This is a genomic window from Streptomyces sp. NBC_00250 (assembly GCF_036192275.1).
In the GTDB taxonomy this organism is placed as follows: domain Bacteria; phylum Actinomycetota; class Actinomycetes; order Streptomycetales; family Streptomycetaceae; genus Streptomyces.
Map to the genome: position 1 here is coordinate 4,147,878 of NZ_CP108088.1, position 14,445 is coordinate 4,162,322.

The 14,445-nt window shown below is 72.5% G+C and carries 15 protein-coding genes; 9 read left to right on the plus strand and 6 right to left on the minus strand.

The genetic code is table 11. The features are described 5' to 3' along the window. Window positions 1–60: 60 nt before the first annotated feature. The gene (locus OG259_RS18590) at window positions 61–2,328 is read left to right on the plus strand and encodes a heavy metal translocating P-type ATPase (protein ID WP_328943285.1); all 2,268 of its coding nucleotides are present in this window, start codon (window positions 61–63) and stop codon (window positions 2,326–2,328) included. Between the two features lie 82 nt (window positions 2,329–2,410). Continuing rightward, the gene (locus tag OG259_RS18595) at window positions 2,411–2,692 is read left to right on the plus strand and encodes a metal-sensitive transcriptional regulator (RefSeq protein ID WP_189834861.1); all 282 of its coding nucleotides are present in this window, start codon (window positions 2,411–2,413) and stop codon (window positions 2,690–2,692) included. 27 nt (window positions 2,693–2,719) lie between these two features. Here the strand turns inward: OG259_RS18595 and OG259_RS18600 are convergent, their stop codons facing one another. After that, complete coding sequence (locus tag OG259_RS18600; protein ID WP_328943286.1) at window positions 2,720–2,887, minus strand: hypothetical protein; 168 nt, start codon at window positions 2,885–2,887, stop codon at window positions 2,720–2,722. Between the two features lie 83 nt (window positions 2,888–2,970). Between OG259_RS18600 and OG259_RS18605 the strand changes: the two genes are divergently transcribed. From OG259_RS18605 to OG259_RS18635, 7 genes are all read left to right on the plus strand, one after another. After that, window positions 2,971–3,360, plus strand: a complete 390-nt coding sequence (locus OG259_RS18605; protein ID WP_328943287.1) for a BlaI/MecI/CopY family transcriptional regulator — start codon at window positions 2,971–2,973, stop codon at window positions 3,358–3,360. Then, window positions 3,357–4,274 carry a M56 family metallopeptidase gene (locus OG259_RS18610; protein ID WP_328943288.1) on the plus strand — a complete coding sequence of 306 codons (918 nt, stop codon included), beginning with the start codon at window positions 3,357–3,359 and terminating at the stop codon, window positions 4,272–4,274. Before OG259_RS18605 ends, OG259_RS18610 begins: the two co-directional genes overlap by 4 nt. Before the next feature lie 353 nt (window positions 4,275–4,627). Further along, on the plus strand, window positions 4,628–4,903 hold the full coding sequence (locus tag OG259_RS18615; RefSeq protein ID WP_328943289.1) for a GNAT family N-acetyltransferase: 276 nt from the start codon (window positions 4,628–4,630) through the stop codon (window positions 4,901–4,903). A gap of 165 nt (window positions 4,904–5,068) precedes the next feature. After that, entirely contained in the window at window positions 5,069–5,962 is an 894-nt protein-coding gene (locus tag OG259_RS18620; protein WP_328943290.1) for an SAM-dependent methyltransferase, read from the plus strand. Between the two features lie 111 nt (window positions 5,963–6,073). Next, window positions 6,074–6,514 (plus strand): Fur family transcriptional regulator, encoded by a 441-nt coding sequence (locus tag OG259_RS18625; RefSeq protein ID WP_266894922.1) that lies wholly within the window; start codon window positions 6,074–6,076, stop codon window positions 6,512–6,514. Window positions 6,515–6,656: 142 nt separating this feature from the next. Next, complete coding sequence (locus tag OG259_RS18630) at window positions 6,657–7,775, plus strand: helix-turn-helix domain-containing protein (RefSeq protein ID WP_328943291.1); 1,119 nt, start codon at window positions 6,657–6,659, stop codon at window positions 7,773–7,775. A 126-nt stretch (window positions 7,776–7,901) separates the two neighbouring features. After that, window positions 7,902–8,954, plus strand: a complete 1,053-nt coding sequence (locus tag OG259_RS18635) for a helix-turn-helix transcriptional regulator (RefSeq protein WP_328943292.1) — start codon at window positions 7,902–7,904, stop codon at window positions 8,952–8,954. A gap of 142 nt (window positions 8,955–9,096) precedes the next feature. Here OG259_RS18635 and OG259_RS18640 read toward each other — a convergent pair whose 3' ends face one another. The 5 genes from OG259_RS18640 to OG259_RS18660 all read right to left on the minus strand — a co-directional run bounded on the left by OG259_RS18640 (window position 9,097) and on the right by OG259_RS18660 (window position 14,365). Then, on the minus strand, window positions 9,097–9,300 hold the full coding sequence (locus tag OG259_RS18640; RefSeq protein ID WP_328943293.1) for a hypothetical protein: 204 nt from the start codon (window positions 9,298–9,300) through the stop codon (window positions 9,097–9,099). A gap of 217 nt (window positions 9,301–9,517) precedes the next feature. Further along, a complete protein-coding gene (gene mshA, locus OG259_RS18645) occupies window positions 9,518–10,831 on the minus strand; it encodes a D-inositol-3-phosphate glycosyltransferase (RefSeq protein WP_328947119.1) in 1,314 nt (437 codons plus the stop codon). Between the two features lie 145 nt (window positions 10,832–10,976). Next, the gene (locus tag OG259_RS18650; RefSeq protein WP_328943294.1) at window positions 10,977–12,542 is read right to left on the minus strand and encodes a class I tRNA ligase family protein; all 1,566 of its coding nucleotides are present in this window, start codon (window positions 12,540–12,542) and stop codon (window positions 10,977–10,979) included. A 73-nt stretch (window positions 12,543–12,615) separates the two neighbouring features. Further along, window positions 12,616–13,362 carry an SDR family oxidoreductase gene (locus OG259_RS18655; protein WP_266894913.1) on the minus strand — a complete coding sequence of 249 codons (747 nt, stop codon included), beginning with the start codon at window positions 13,360–13,362 and terminating at the stop codon, window positions 12,616–12,618. Between the two features lie 91 nt (window positions 13,363–13,453). Then, window positions 13,454–14,365, minus strand: a complete 912-nt coding sequence (locus OG259_RS18660; protein ID WP_328943295.1) for a hypothetical protein — start codon at window positions 14,363–14,365, stop codon at window positions 13,454–13,456. Window positions 14,366–14,445 lie beyond the last annotated feature (80 nt).

Genomic DNA, 14,445 nt, shown 5'->3' on the forward strand with positions numbered 1-14,445 from the left:
GCCCGCCCCGTCCCACCCGGGCCCCGGCCCCCGAACCCGCACGTACGAGGAGCAGGAGCTATGACAACGACGACACCGGGCACCGCCCAGGTCGAGCTCGCCATCGGCGGCATGACCTGCGCCTCGTGTGCGGCCCGTATCGAGAAGAAGCTCAACCGGATGGACGGGGTCGAGGCCACCGTCAACTACGCGACCGAGAAGGCCAAGGTCACCTTCGACGCCGACATCGACGTCGCCGCGCTGATCGCCACCGTCGAGGCCACCGGCTACACCGCCGCCGAGCCCGCGCCCCCCGAGACCGAGGCCCCCGGCGCTCCGGAGGGCCCCTCCGACGAGGAGAAGGCCGACGCGGCACTGCTGCCCCTCAAGCAGCGGCTGGTCACCGCCGTCTCGCTCGCCGTGCCGGTCATCGCCATGGCGATGATCCCGGCGCTCCAGATCGAGTACTGGCAGTGGCTGAGCCTCACGCTCGCCGCGCCGGTCGTCGTGTACGCCGCCTGGCCGTTCCACCGCGCCGCCTGGACCAACGCCAAGCACGGCGCCGCCACCATGGACACGCTGATCTCGGTCGGCACCATCGCCGCGTTTCTCTGGTCCCTGTGGGCACTGTTCTTCGGGACCGCCGGTACGCCGGGGATGACCCACCCGTTCGAGTTCACGATCGCCCGCACCGACGGCGCCGGGAACATCTACCTGGAGGCCGCGGCCGGCGTCACCGCCTTCATCCTCGCCGGCCGGTACTTCGAGGCCCGCTCGAAGCGGAAGGCGGGCGCCGCGCTCAAGGCGCTGATGCAGCTGGGCGCCAAGGAGGTCACCGTTCTGCGCGGCGGCCAGGAGGTCACCGTACCGACGGCCGACCTCCAGGTCGGCGACCGCTTCCTGGTCCGTCCGGGCGAGAAGATCGCCACCGACGGCACCGTCGTCGAGGGCTCCTCCGCCGTCGACGCCTCCATGCTCACCGGCGAGTCCGTGCCGGTCGAGGTCTCCGTCGGGGACTCCGTCACCGGCGCCACCCTGAACGCCGGCGGCCGTCTCGTCGTCGAGGCCACCCGCGTCGGGTCCGACACCCAGCTCGCCCGCATGGCCAAGCTCGTCGAGGACGCACAGAACGGCAAGGCCGCCGCCCAGCGCCTCGCCGACCGGATCTCGGCCGTCTTCGTACCCGTAGTCATCGCGCTCGCGCTCGGCACCCTCGGCTTCTGGCTGGGTACGGGGCAGGGGCTGACCGCGGCCTTCACCGCCGCCGTGGCCGTACTGATCATCGCCTGCCCCTGCGCCCTCGGCCTGGCCACCCCGACCGCCCTCATGGTCGGCACCGGCCGCGGCGCGCAGCTCGGCATCCTCATCAAGGGACCCGAGGTCCTGGAGACCACCCGCAAGGTCGACACGATCGTCCTCGACAAGACCGGCACCGTCACCACCGGCCGGATGACCCTCATCAAGGTCCACACCGCCGAGGGCGTGGACGAGAAGGACGTCCTGCGGCTCGCGGGCGCCCTGGAGCACTCCTCCGAGCACCCGATCGCCCAGGCCGTCGCCACCGGCGCCGCCGCCAAGGTGGGGAAGCTGCCCACCCCCGAGGACTTCGCCAACATCCCCGGGCTCGGCGTGCAGGGCATCGTCGACGGCCACGCCGTCCTCGTCGGCCGCGAGAAGCTCCTCGACGAATGGGCCATGGCACTCCCGGCAGGCCTCAAGTCCGCGAAGGACACCGCCGAGAAGGCCGGCAAGACCGCGATCGCGGTGGCCTGGGACGGCGAGGCCCGCGCGGTCCTGGAGGTCGCCGACGCGGTGAAGGAGACCAGCGCCGAGGCCATCAAGCGGCTGCGCGCGCTCGGTCTGACGCCGATCCTGCTGACCGGTGACAACAAGGCGGTCGCGGAGGCCGTCGCCGCCGAGGTCGGCATCGACGAGGTCATCGCGGAGGTCATGCCGCAGGACAAGGTCGACGTCGTCAAGAAGCTGCAGGCGGAGGGTCGTTCGGTCGCCATGGTCGGCGACGGGGTCAACGACGCGGCCGCGCTCGCCCAGGCCGACCTCGGTCTGGCCATGGGCACCGGTACGGACGCCGCCATCGAGGCCGGCGACCTGACCCTGGTACGCGGAGACCTGCGGGCCGCGGCCGACGCCATCCGGCTCTCCCGCAAGACGCTCGGAACGATCCGCTCGAACCTCTTCTGGGCCTTCGCCTACAACGTGGCGGCCCTGCCGCTCGCCGCGGCCGGACTGCTCAACCCGATGATCGCGGGCGCGGCCATGGCCTTCTCCTCGGTCTTCGTGGTCGGCAACAGCCTGCGCCTGCGGGGCTTCCAGGCCGCCGACCGCTGACGGACATCCACTGCCCGACGGGTCCGCCGGTGATTCCACCGGCGGACCCACCCTTCCCCGCCGAATCTCCGAGGAGCCCGTCGTGGCCGGTTACGGACAGCACAAGGAAGACATCATCAGACGCCTGCGCCGGATCGAGGGCCAGGTCAGGGGGGTGCAGCGGATGGTCGACGAGGACGTCTACTGCATCGACGTCCTCACCCAGGTCTCCGCGATCAACGCGGCCCTCCAGTCCTGCGCGGTGGCCCTGCTCGACGAGCACCTGAGCTGCTGCGTCACGGAGGCCATCGCGCAGGGCGGGGACCAGGCGAAGGAGAAGGTGGGCGAGGCGTCGAAGGCGATCGCCCGGCTGATCCGGACATGACCTAGGTGCCGGACCGGTGGGCCGGTATCAACCGCCCTTGTGTGAAGGACAGTCGGCGGACAGCGTGAGACTCAGCCGGAGACAGAGGCCGAGCAGCTGCCGGAGGAGCACCAGCTCCACCGATCCGGGCAGACCGGAGTCGCAGGCCTTCGCGCAGGGGCGGTTTCGCGTAAGGGTCTTCATGAGGGTCGACATCCCGCCACCGTACCCCTGGGGGGTATACCTCGGCGAGGGGAGCGGCCCGTACGATGAGCCGCCCGTAGGGGGAGGGGATGCACGTGCGCCGGCTGGGAGAGCTGGAGGCCGAGATCATGGACCGACTGTGGGCCTGGCAGCGGCCCGCCACGGTCCGCGAGGTCGTCGACGACATCAATCGAGGACGACGCGTCGCCTACACGACCGTGATGACGGTCGCCGACATCCTGCACCGCAAGGGCTGGCTCCGCCGCGAGAAGGCCGGCCGGGCCTGGCTGTACGAGCCCGTCCGCAGCCGCGAGGAGTACACCGCGGGCCTGATGCGGGACGCGCTCGGCGACAGCCAGGACCGCCCCGCCGCCCTCCTGCGGTTCGTGGAGGTCATCTCCGACGAGGACATGGACGCCCTCGACGCGGCCCTGCGCGCCGCCCGCGGCGACCACGACCCGCAGCCCGGCGGGAGCGGCACGTGAACGTGAACCACCACGTCCTCGTCCCCCTCGGGCTCGCCGTGCTCACCGGCTTCCTCGTGCCCTGGCTGCTCGTCCGGGCGCGCTGGGCACAGCAGGCGCCCCGGCTCGCACTCGGCGTGTGGGCCGCCTGCGGCGCCGCCTTCGCCGCCGCGACCGCCCTGCTGCCCGCCCAGCTGGTCCTGTCGGGCGAGAGCAGCCACCGTCTGGCGGACATGATGTTCGCCTTCCAGCTACCCACGGTCGAGGAGCTCCTGAACCTCGACGGGCGCGAGCGGTTCGCCTTCTCGCTCTCCCTCGCCGTCCTGTCGATTCCCGCCGCCGCGTTCGTGCGCCGGCTGGTCAGGGCCCGCCGGGTGCGGGTGCGGCACGCGGGGGTGCTGCGGCTCGTCGGACGGTACGACCCCGCCCTGCGGGCCACCGTCCTCGATGACGCGCGGCCCGCCGTGTACTGCCTGCCGGGCCGTTCCCGCCGGGTCGTGGTCTCCTCGGGCGCGGTGGACACCCTCACCCCCGCCCAGCTCGCGGCGGCGCTCGCGCACGAGCGGGCGCACATCACGGGTCGGCACCATCTCCTCGTCGCCGCGTCGGAGGCCTTCGCGGCCGTCTTCCCGCGCCTCCCCCTCGCCCGGCACGGCGGGGGTTCCGTACCGCTGCTGCTCGAAATGGCCGCGGACGACCGGGCGTTGCGCCGATGTACGCGGGACGCGCTGGCCACAGCGCTGTACGCGCTCGCGTCGGGGCGGGCACCCAAGTCCGCCTTCGCCGCGGGCGGGCCCTCGGCGGCGCTGCGGATGCGGCGCATCCTCACTCCGCACAGCGCCGGACATCCCGTTCTGCGCGGCCTGTCGACCATCGCGGCCGCAGGGCTCGCGATGGCCCCCTTGATCGTCGCCTGCTGTTCCTTCCCCGGATAATTGACTCGGTTCAGCACCCGTCCGACATGCCGAACGGCCCTATTTACTAAGCGAATTCGTAGATTTCGCATCGGTCACGAACAACTGAATTCCCCGCTATTGTGGGTATGTTGGGGATCGGGCTCGGCACGTCGAAGGGTACAAAACCAATGCAGCTGGCTGGCGTTCGGACGGCCGCGGCCGGCGATGCGACGACGATATCCAGGCTGCTTGCCGACGTCATTCGGAGCAGCTACGCGGGAATACTGGACGAAATCCCGATGCGGCGACTGATCTCCGCACAATGCGCACTCCCCCGCATACGAGCGGAAATTGAAATTCCAGGGGGCGCGCCCGGCTGGCTCGGCTGGCTCGTGGCCACCGACGCGGAGGGCACGGTCGTCGGCGTCGCCGCGGGCGGCGTCCCGGTCCCGGGCGAGGGCGAGGTGTACGCCCTGGCCGTGGCGTCCGGCTCCCGCCGCCGGGGCGTGGGTACGGCCCTGCTGGCGGCGGCCACGGACCGGATGCGGAGCTTCGGGGCCCGGGACCAGCGGGTGGAGCTCCCCGCGGAGACGGACCCGGCGCTGCCGTTCTACGGCCACCTCGGCTTCACCGCCCTCTCCGCCAAACGCTGGAGCCGCACGCTGTAGGTCGTGCCTCCGGGCGTGGCAGATCCACGCCATCGCGTGTTCACGCAGCCCCATCCGGTGGATCGGGGTTCCCTCCCCAGGTCAGGATGGGTCCAGCGGCGCGGTCCCCGGCGGCACGGGTGCCTCGTCCGGACGGCATGGACCGAGCGAGCCCCTGGAGGAGCGATGCACACACCGAGCGGCACTTCCCTGCCCGTCGTGCCCGCAGCGCTCGCTCCGGTCCTGCCGTCCCGATACGGCCGGGAGCACGAGCCCGCTCCCGGGGCCGGCGTCCGGGTCACCTCGGACACCCTTCCCGGGCTCGAATCCGTCTCCTCCGCCGACGAGAGTTCCGTCTGGCTGCACGACGCCCTGCTCGGCCCGCACAGCGCGGACATCGTCCGGTACCTCAGCCTCGCCCGCTCCACCGGCGGACCCGTTCTGGACCTCGGCTCCGGCGCCGGGCGGCTCGCCGTCCCGTTCGCCCGGCACGGCTTCGCCGTGGAAGCCGTGGACCGGGACGCCTCGGCCCTGGAGCGCCTCGACAGCTGGGCCCGCCGGATCGGTCCGCAGGTGGCCGGTCTGGTCGTCACCCACCGGACGGACCTCACCGAGCTGCGGCTCGAAGGCAGCTACCGGCTCGCGCTGCTCGCGGGCGCGATGGTCACCGCCGTGCCCCCGGCGCGGCGGCCGGAGCTGCTGCGGGAGGTGGCGTCCCATCTGGAGACGGGCGGGGCGCTCGCCCTCGACTACACGGCGCACCAGCTGCCGGGGCTGATCGCGGAGCCGCAGCGGACCTGGGCGTTCCAGGTGCCGCGCTTCGACGGCATCGACGAGTGGGTGGTGGCCCGGCAGGTCTTCGACCTGCCGTCGATGAGCGAGCGGATCACGTACTACGCGGTCAGGACCGGGAAGCTGTCCACGGAGCGGGTCGTGCTGACCACCGACAAGTGGATCGTGGACCCCGAGCGGCTCGCGGCCGAGCTGCACTCGGCGGGGCTGCACGTCGAGGGTCGGCGGCGGCACCGGATCGACGACCGGACCGAGTCCGTGCTGCTCGTGTGCCGGACGGACGACTGAACGGACGGCCGGAGGCACCTGACGAGGTCGACAAGCACACCTGACGAGGTTGACGAGCAAGAGGTACGATGCCCACAAAAGTTTGAGCCGACCAGGTGGCGGGCGGAGAAGATGGCAGTCGTGGAAGAGCTGACGGGCCGCGAGGCGGTGATCCAGCGCCTCCGCGACGTCGGGCTGCGGGTCACGGGCCCGCGCCTGGAGGTGCTCACGGTGCTCGCCGCCGGCGGCCATCTCGACGTCGAGGCGATCACCACGACCGCCCGCGAGCGGCTCGGCACGCTGACCAGCCAGGCCGTGTACGAGATGCTGCGGCACTTCCAGGAGACGGGCCTGGTCAGCAAGTTCGACCGGCCCGGCCTGCCCGCGGTCTTCGAGATCTCCGGACCGGCACACCAGCACGCGCTGTGCACGGTGTGCGGCCGCGTGGAGAACGTCGCGGCCGCCGCGCCCGCCCCGCCCAAGGGCGCCCTGCCGAAGTGGCGGGTGGAGGACGCGGAGGTCGTCTTCAAGGGCCTGTGCCCCGACTGCCGGGCGAGCGCCCCCGCCGCCTGAGCCGCAGTCAGGACCGCGCGAGCCGACGCCCGCCCACGGACCGGGTCGCCGGTCAACTCCGTGCGTGTCGTTCGATTTTGTGGCAGGGTCTAGCGGGGCGATTCAACAGGGTCCGCCGGATCCGAGGGGAGTCTGCTGCGCCGTGTCCAGAAACGCCGCCGTGTCCCGCGTGGGCAGCGAGCAGGCCCTCGCCGTCTACCAGGAACTCCGCGCCCGCCCCGGCACCGCCTTCGACGAGGCCGCGGACCGCCTGGAGCTCACCGCCGAAGAGCGGGAGCGATGTCGCGAGGAACTCGCCTCCTTAGGACTCACAGCCCCTCAGGACCCTTCGGAACCGCACACCGTTCAGGAGCCTTCGGCACCGGACACCCCTCGCGGCCCGTCGGGACCGGAGACCCCCCGGGACCCGGAGAGCCGCGCCCGCTCCGCCGTCCCCACCGTCGTCGACCCCGACGTCGCCCTGCTGCGGCTGCTGCGCCGGGAGCGTGACCGGCTCCAGGACCGGCTGGCCGCGACCAGCCGTGCGCACACCGCCCTCGAAGCGCTCGCCGGACCCTTCCTGCGCGCCGGGGCCGCCCCCCGCTCCGAGGTCGAGGTGGAGATCGTCACCGACCCGCAGCGGGTGCTGCGCGAGCTGACGGAGCTCACGGAGTCCGTCCGTACCGCCGTGCACGTCATGCACACCGGGTCCGTCCGGCGTGAGGACATGGCCGCCGAGCTGGACCGGGACCGCCGCCGGGCCGACCGGGGCGTGCGGGTCCGCGCCATGTACAGCCGACGGGTCGGCACCGTACCCGAGATGACCCAGCACCTGGCCGAACGGGCCGCGCTCGGGGTGGAGCTGCGCCTCTCCCCCGTCGTCCCGATGAACATGGTCCTCGCCGACGAGAACTTCGCCCTGCTGCCGACCGACCCGCACGACCCGGACTCGCCCACCATCCTGGCCCGCGGCCCCGGCCTCGTCCGCTCCTACCTCGCGCTCTACGAGTACTGCTGGCAGGCGGCCGCCCGGTACGGCGAGGAGCCCCGCGAGAGCGGTGGCGACGGACTGTCCGACCAGCAGCGGGCCGCGCTGCACATGCTGGCCTCCGGGATCAAGGACGAACAGATCGCACGGAGCCTCGGGGTCTCGCTCCGGACGGTCAGCCGGCTCCTCTCGGAGGTCATGCAGGAACTGGGCGCGGCGAGCCGCTTCGAGGCCGGGGTGAAGGCGGCCCGGCTCGGCCTGCTCGACGGCGAGGGATCCGAACAGGGGGTCTAGCCCAAGGAGTTCCTGTGCGACACGGTAGGCGCAGGTACGGGTACGGGCATTGCACGACGGACTCCCGCCGAGCCGTATGACAAGGTGAGGGCGGGGCGACTCGGAGGATGAGGGGGTCACTTCGCCATGGTCACTGCGGGCGACGGCATCGGGGAGGACACGACCGAAGTCCTCCTTGCCGTGTACCAGGAGCTGCGCCGCCGGGGCGTCTCGGACTTCGAGGAGGTCCGCAGGGAACTCGGGCTCGCTCCGGAGGAGTACGAGCGATGTCGCGGCGAACTCCTCACCCTGGGCCTGATCGTGCCGACGGGGCAGGCGCACGCCACCATCGCCGCCGTGCAGGACGGCAGTTGGCGCTCCGAGACGGACACGGTCGCGGCGATCGACCCGGAGATCGCGCTGCTGCGGCTCCTGGAGCGTGAGCGGGAGCGGCTGCGGGAGCACCTGGCGGAGGCGGACGAGGCGTACAGCACTCTGGAGATCCTCGCGGGTTCCTATCTGCGGGCCGAGGCGCTCACCCGGGCGGAGGCGCACGTCGAGGCGCTGACCGACTACCGCAGGATCCAGCAGGCCATCGAGGACATCACCGATGTGATGCAGGAGAGTTCGGCCGCGCTGCACCCGGGGACGCCGGGGCGGCAGAACCCGGACCGGATGCTCGACCGGGACCGGCGGCAGATCGCCAACGGGGTGCGGGTGCGGGCCATCTACGGCCGGCAGGAGGCCACGGACCCGGAGATGGAGAAGTTCCTGGGGCAGCGGGCGGAGCTGGGTGTGGAGATCCGCCTGGCGCCCGTCGTCCCGATGAACCTGATCATCGCCGACCAGCAGTTCGCCCTGGTGCCGATCCGCCCCGAGGAGCCGGGCGAGGGCGCGATCCTGGCGCGGGGCAGCGCGCTCGTGCGGCCGTATCTGAGTCTGTACGAGCACTGCTGGCACACGGCGACGCCGTACGGGAACGAGACGACCGCGGAGGCCGGGGGCGACGGCCTCTCGGAGCAGCAGCGTGCGGCGCTGCTCATGCTGGCCTCGGGGATGAAGGACGAGCGGATCGCGCGGACGCTCGGGGTGTCGCTGCGGACGGTCAGCCGGATGATTTCGGAGCTGATGCAGGAGCTGGGCGCGACGAGCCGTTTCGAGGCGGGGGCGCGTGCGGTGCGGCTCGGCTGGCTGGACTGACCGCCGCATTCACGGCCGGCCGTGGCGCGGGGGGAAATACCGGGGCCCCACAATCGTGGCAGCGATTGCGGGGCCTGGCGGCTCAAGAATTCCGGGGCGTGCCCGAGGGGAATCCGCGGGGTGAATTTCCCGAGGGGTGATGTCAGTTGGTCGGGGTCGGCTTCGGGGGGATGACCGGCCAGCCGTTGTCCTCGGCGACGCCGGCGACGGTCTGGGGGGCGACCGGGTGGTCGGCGTCGGAGCCGATGGCGAAGGTGGCGCCGCCCGCGACGGCGGTACAGGCCGCCACCGCGACCAGGAGCTGACGGACGGTCTTGCGGATGCCGGTGGTCTGCGCAACGGACATGATTCCTCCAGGACTTGGAATGTGAATTCCGCCTTCCGGGGGCCCGTGCCGCCGGGCGTTCCCTGAAGACATCTCCATTCTGTCCCCGCCCCCGAAACGAATCCAGGGATCGTCTCTGCGTGGACCCGCCATGGCGTGGATGCGTCAATCCGCCATCCGTACAACGGAATTGGTGCATCCGGAGCCCCCCATATCTTTGGTCGAACCAAAAGAGGTGCTAGACTTGTGCTACGGCCTTCTCGTTCCTCCAGGAGAGAGGGGCCGTCGGGGCAGGGGCGTGCCGCCGCCCCTGCCCCACCACCCGATCCCCACCGAAGAGCACCGGCCGGCGCGTCTCCGCCAGCGCCCCCCGGTACACCTCGACGGTCCGCTCGGCCGATGCACGCCAGCTCATCCCGTGCGCATGGCGCACCGCCGCCTCCCCCATCGTCTCCACCGCCTCCGGGTGCGCCGCGAGCCAGCGCAGCCGCCGCGCGTACTCCGACGGATCGTGACCGTGCACCAGAAGCCCCGTCACCCCGTCCCACACCGCCGTCGGAAGCCCGCCGACCGCCGCCGCGAGCACCGGAGTCCCACAGGCCTGCGCCTCAAGGGCCACCAGACCGAAGGACTCACTGCGCGAGGGCACCACCAGGACGTCCGCCGCCCGGAACCAGTCCGCGAGCCGCTCCTGCGGCACGGGCGGGCAGGACCGCAGCACATCGGTCACCCCCAGCTCCCCGGCGAGCTGCCAGGCCGTCCCCTCACGGGTCGCGCCCGAATGCCCTCCCACCACCGGCACCAGAAGCCGGCGGCGCAGGTCGGGAGAGTCCCGCAGCAGCTCGGCCACCGCCCGCACGAGCACGTCCGGGCCCTTCAACGGCTGGATGCGCCCCGCGTACAACGGCACGAACGCGTCCGCCGGAAGCCCCAGCCGGGCCCGCGCCGCCGCCCGCCCGTCGCCCGGGTGGAAGGTCCGCAGATCGACCCCGGGGCGTACGACCTCGGTCCGCTCCCCCTCCGCCCCGTACAGCGAGCGCAGTGCCTCCGCCTCGTCGGCCGTGTTCGCGATCAGCCGGTCGGCGGCGCCCACCACCTGGTACTCACCCCGCACCCGCAGCTCCGGCTCGGGGGTGTCGCCGGCGGCGAGCGAGGCGTTCTTCACCCGGGCCAGCGTGTGCGCGGTGTGCACCAGCGGGATCCGCCAGCCCACCGAGGCGATCCGGCCCGCCTGCCCGGAGAGCCAGTAGTGCGAGTGGACCAGGTCGTAGCGCCGCTCCTCCTTGAGCAGGGCCAGCGAGAACGGCACCACCAGATCCGGCATGGCCTCCTTCGGCAGCGCCTCGCGCGGCCCCGCGTGCAGATGCCGGACCCGCACACCGGGGGCGAGTTCGACGAGCGGCGGCAGGCCCTCGCCCCGGCAGCGGGTGAACAGATCGACCTCCGCGCCCTGTTCGGCCAGGGCACGGGACAGCTCGACCATGTAGACGTTCATCCCGCCGGCGTCCCCCGTCCCGGGCTGGTGGAGCGGGGAGGTGTGGACGCTGAGCATGGCGACGCGCAGGGACACGAGGGGCTCCTGAGGGGAGGGAAGCCACGTGCCCCTGCGCGTCGCTCGCGCGCGCACGGTCACGCGGCAGGGTGGGGGTGGGACACTGCTCGTACTGAAGTACTTAGTTGCTTAGTAGTTACGGGGTTCAGAATCCGAAGACCGGGCCCGACGGCGGTGCCAGCCTGGTCCCCGGCAGCGGACCCGTCAGGGCCTGCCAGTCGATCGGGCGTCCCGGCGCCACCTGGAGCGCCGCCGCGAGCCGGTCGGCACCCTCGGGCATGACCGGCCGCGACCACGCCGACAGGGCCGAGGCCACCGCCAACTGGGCTGCGAGCGCCGGAAGATGACGGCAGGAGGTGCTGGGACGGCACCGCTCGTGGGCGTTGACGTGACCGAAGTCGGCCGCCGAACGGACCATCTCGTCGAGGACGGCGACCGCCCGGCGCGGGTCGAAGGCATCGGGGCCGTACGCCTCGCGCAGGTCGTCGACGCCCCGGTGCAGCCGCCGCTCCAGGATCTCCCAGCCGGTGCCGCCGGGCAGCGCCTGCGGGGCGCGCCCGCCGCACTCCTCCCGTACGGCGGCGAAGAGCCGGGACAGCCAGCTGTTCCAGTTCTCGTCCAGCTCGCGCCGGGCCGCGGCGAGCCGCTCCCGCTGGAAGACCGTGCGGCGGCCGAGCGGACGGGCCTGGAGGACATGCCGGCGCAGGGTGTCGGAGCCGTACTCGGTGAGCAGGTCGAGGGCCCAGACGTTGCCCTCCTGGACGCCCTCCTCGATGACGTACGACTCGTTGACGTTGAAGTCCTGCGGCAGCTTGATGTCCTGCGCGAGGAGCAGCACCGGCAGCAGCACGGCGTGGCAGAAGGCGTGCCCGAATCCGCAGAAGTGGATCGCGCGGCGGGGCAGCGGGCCCTTCACGTCGTAGCCGAAGAGGTGCATCGCGGCGGCCTCGAAGCAGCCGTCGATCCGATGGTCGGGGAAGCCCTCGACGGGGACCTGGAGGCCCCACTCGGCGGGGTGCCCGACCGCGATGTCCGGCAGGCCGTCCTCGACGAGGGACTCGCACAGCGCGGCGAGCCGCGGCGGCAGGCCTGCCGTCGCCCAGTATTCGGCCAGCGTCTCCCGGAACGGCTCCAGGGGTACGTAGAGCCGGCGGCAGCGGCGGGCCACCGCCGGAGTGTCGCAGAGCGCGCAGCGGGCGCCGATGAGGTCGCCGCCGTCGTTGGGACGGGCGCACTCGTGGCACATCCCGCCGTCGCTGACCGCGCCGCAGTGCGGGCAGCTGCCGGTCGCGTGCGCCCCGTACAGCCAACGGTCGCACGGCTCGCAGTACGGGAGGAGGCGGGTGCGCGGGGCGATGACGCCCTGCGCGAAGAGCCGCCCGAAGAGGTCCTGCACCCAGCGTCCGTATCCCTTGTCGCGGCGCGGGCGCACGATGTGGTCGAACTCCACGCCCGAACGCAGCCAGTCCGCGGTGATCGCGGCACGGTAGCCCTCCGCGACCTCCTCGGGCTTGCGGTTGTGGCGCAGCGCCCGGACCTCGACGGAACTGGCGTGATCGGCGGTACCCGTGGTGAACCGGACCGCCTCTCCCTCGGCGCGCAGATAGCGGGTGAGGACGTCGGCGGCGACGTACGGCCCGGCGAGATGGCCGATGTGGAGTTCGCCGTGGGTGGCGGGAGGGGTCGCGGTGATCCAGACAGGGGTGCTCATGGGACCTCCTTGACGCTGTGGTGCGGTGGGCTTCAGCGGTCGCGTACGGCGGAGCGCTGTCGGCGCAGGGCGGTCAGCGGGGCTCGAAGTGGAAGGAGCGGATGAAGCAGTCGCGGGGCTGCTCGACGGCGTAGACGATGCATTCGAAAAGCGCCTGGGTGGTCAGCTTCTCGTCGGGTGCTATTCCGTCCGGATTCGATCCGTCCCATTCCGCGAAACGCGGATCGGAGGTCGAGAAGTCGGGCGGGAAGAGGGAGAAGACGCGGACCCCGGAGGGCCGCAGTCGGCGCGAGAGGATGTCGGCGAATCCGGCCTGGGCGCTCTTCGCCGCCCAGAAGGCCTCGTGGGCGACGCCGGCGGTCGCGGCGGAGGCGCCTTCGGCGTCGCGGACGGCGACCATGTTGACGATGTCGGGCCGCAGCGAGCCGCGCAGCAGCGGCAGGAAGTGCTTCACCATGAGGACCGTGCCGCCGGCCGTCGACTCGATCGTCTCGACGATCTCGGCGTCGCTCGCCGCCTCCAGGTCCATGCCGTCGAGCCAGCGGGCGCCGTTGTTCACCAACAGGTCGACCCGGTCGGTGTGTTCGCCGACGCGGGCGGCGAACTCCCGGATCTCGGCCGGCCTGCTGAGGTCGCAGCCGAACGCGTGGATACGGTCACGGGCCGATCCCATGACTTCGGTACGGGTGCGTTCGGCGGCCTCGACGGTCCGCGCCGAGACATAGACCTCGGCGCCGAGATGGGCGAATCCGACGGCGAGCGCGCGACCGAAATAGCGGGACGCTCCGGTCACGACGACACGCAGATTCTCGAATTTCATGTGTGTCTGCTCTCCCCACGGATACCGATTGCCGGTCCATTTCAGCGTGGCAGAGGAAAGGGACTCCGGGCCTGGTGAGAGGGGTGCGCGTTCACGCCGTTGCGTGGATACGCCACGGCAGCACGAGCCTGTCCAGCACCTCGGCGCGCTTGTGGTGGACGCGGACGCGGTCGGGCGCGGTGGAGACGGTGACGGTACCGCCGGGCGTCCGGACCTCGCCGTCCACGGGCGGGACGACGGTGCCGTCGAGCGCCCCGGCGGCGGCGAGGGCGGCGGCGCCGGTGAGGGCGAGCCGGGGGTGCCAGCCGCCGACGGTGAGGGCACGGACGGAGAGGCGGCCGTCGGGACGGGTGGCGAAGGCCGCGATCTTGGGGAGGGCGGAGTGGGGCGGATACCCGAGGAGCCGTGCGGCGGAGGCCCGGAGGGAGAGGAGCCGGTCGAGGTGGTCCGGGCCGCGGAGATGGCGGGCGTCGACGAAGACGTAGGGGTTCCCGTACCGGACGAGGGAGACGGGGGTGCCGTCGAGGAGGTCGACGGGGCGGCCGGTGGGGAGGGTGCCGGGGGCGGTGGGGGCCTTGAGGAAGCTGAGCGTGTACGCGTCCGCGGGGGGCGGGGGCGGGGGCTGGTGCGGGGGGTTGAGCTGGGGGTTGAGCTGGGGGTTGAGCTGGGGCTCGCACAGCACGGTGTCGCCGGTGGTCACGGCGCGGACGGTGACCGGGCCGGGGCGTCCGTCGGCGACGACGCAGGCGAGGAGGGAGTGGCCGCAGCCGGTACGGAAGTCGAAACCGGCGGTGGGGAGGGCCTGGACGAAGCGGTAGACGAGGCCGCGTCGGCCGGGGCCGGGTCCGGGGCCGTACAGGGCGATCTTGTTGATGGCGGCGTGGGCCGTGCCGGCGAGGGCGTGGCGCAATCGCGCCAACTCGCCACCCAGGGCGAGGGCGCCGGGGGGAAGGTGGTCGAGCCGGAGGACGAGGGTGGGGCCGGGGGCGTCATGTGCCCGCACGACGGTGGCCCGCGTGGTGGGCCGTCGTTCCGCCGGGGCGGTGGGGCGGTGGGCAACGGGGCGCGTGGGGGCGGCAGGCG

What these genes read in the sequence shown, in the direction of transcription:
- OG259_RS18590 (WP_328943285.1), top strand. Translation starts at nt 61, where the DNA reads ATGACAACGACGACACCGGGCACCGCCCAGGTCGAGCTCGCCATCGGC.
- OG259_RS18600 (WP_328943286.1), bottom strand. Translation starts at nt 2,887, where the DNA reads ATGTCGACCCTCATGAAGACCCTTACGCGAAACCGCCCCTGCGCGAAG.
- OG259_RS18620 (WP_328943290.1), top strand. Translation starts at nt 5,069, where the DNA reads ATGCACACACCGAGCGGCACTTCCCTGCCCGTCGTGCCCGCAGCGCTC.
- OG259_RS18625 (WP_266894922.1), top strand. Translation starts at nt 6,074, where the DNA reads ATGGCAGTCGTGGAAGAGCTGACGGGCCGCGAGGCGGTGATCCAGCGC.
- OG259_RS18635 (WP_328943292.1), top strand. Translation starts at nt 7,902, where the DNA reads ATGGTCACTGCGGGCGACGGCATCGGGGAGGACACGACCGAAGTCCTC.
- OG259_RS18640 (WP_328943293.1), bottom strand. Translation starts at nt 9,300, where the DNA reads ATGTCCGTTGCGCAGACCACCGGCATCCGCAAGACCGTCCGTCAGCTC.
- mshA (WP_328947119.1), bottom strand. Translation starts at nt 10,831, where the DNA reads ATGCTCAGCGTCCACACCTCCCCGCTCCACCAGCCCGGGACGGGGGAC.
- OG259_RS18650 (WP_328943294.1), bottom strand. Translation starts at nt 12,542, where the DNA reads ATGAGCACCCCTGTCTGGATCACCGCGACCCCTCCCGCCACCCACGGC.
- OG259_RS18655 (WP_266894913.1), bottom strand. Translation starts at nt 13,362, where the DNA reads ATGAAATTCGAGAATCTGCGTGTCGTCGTGACCGGAGCGTCCCGCTAT.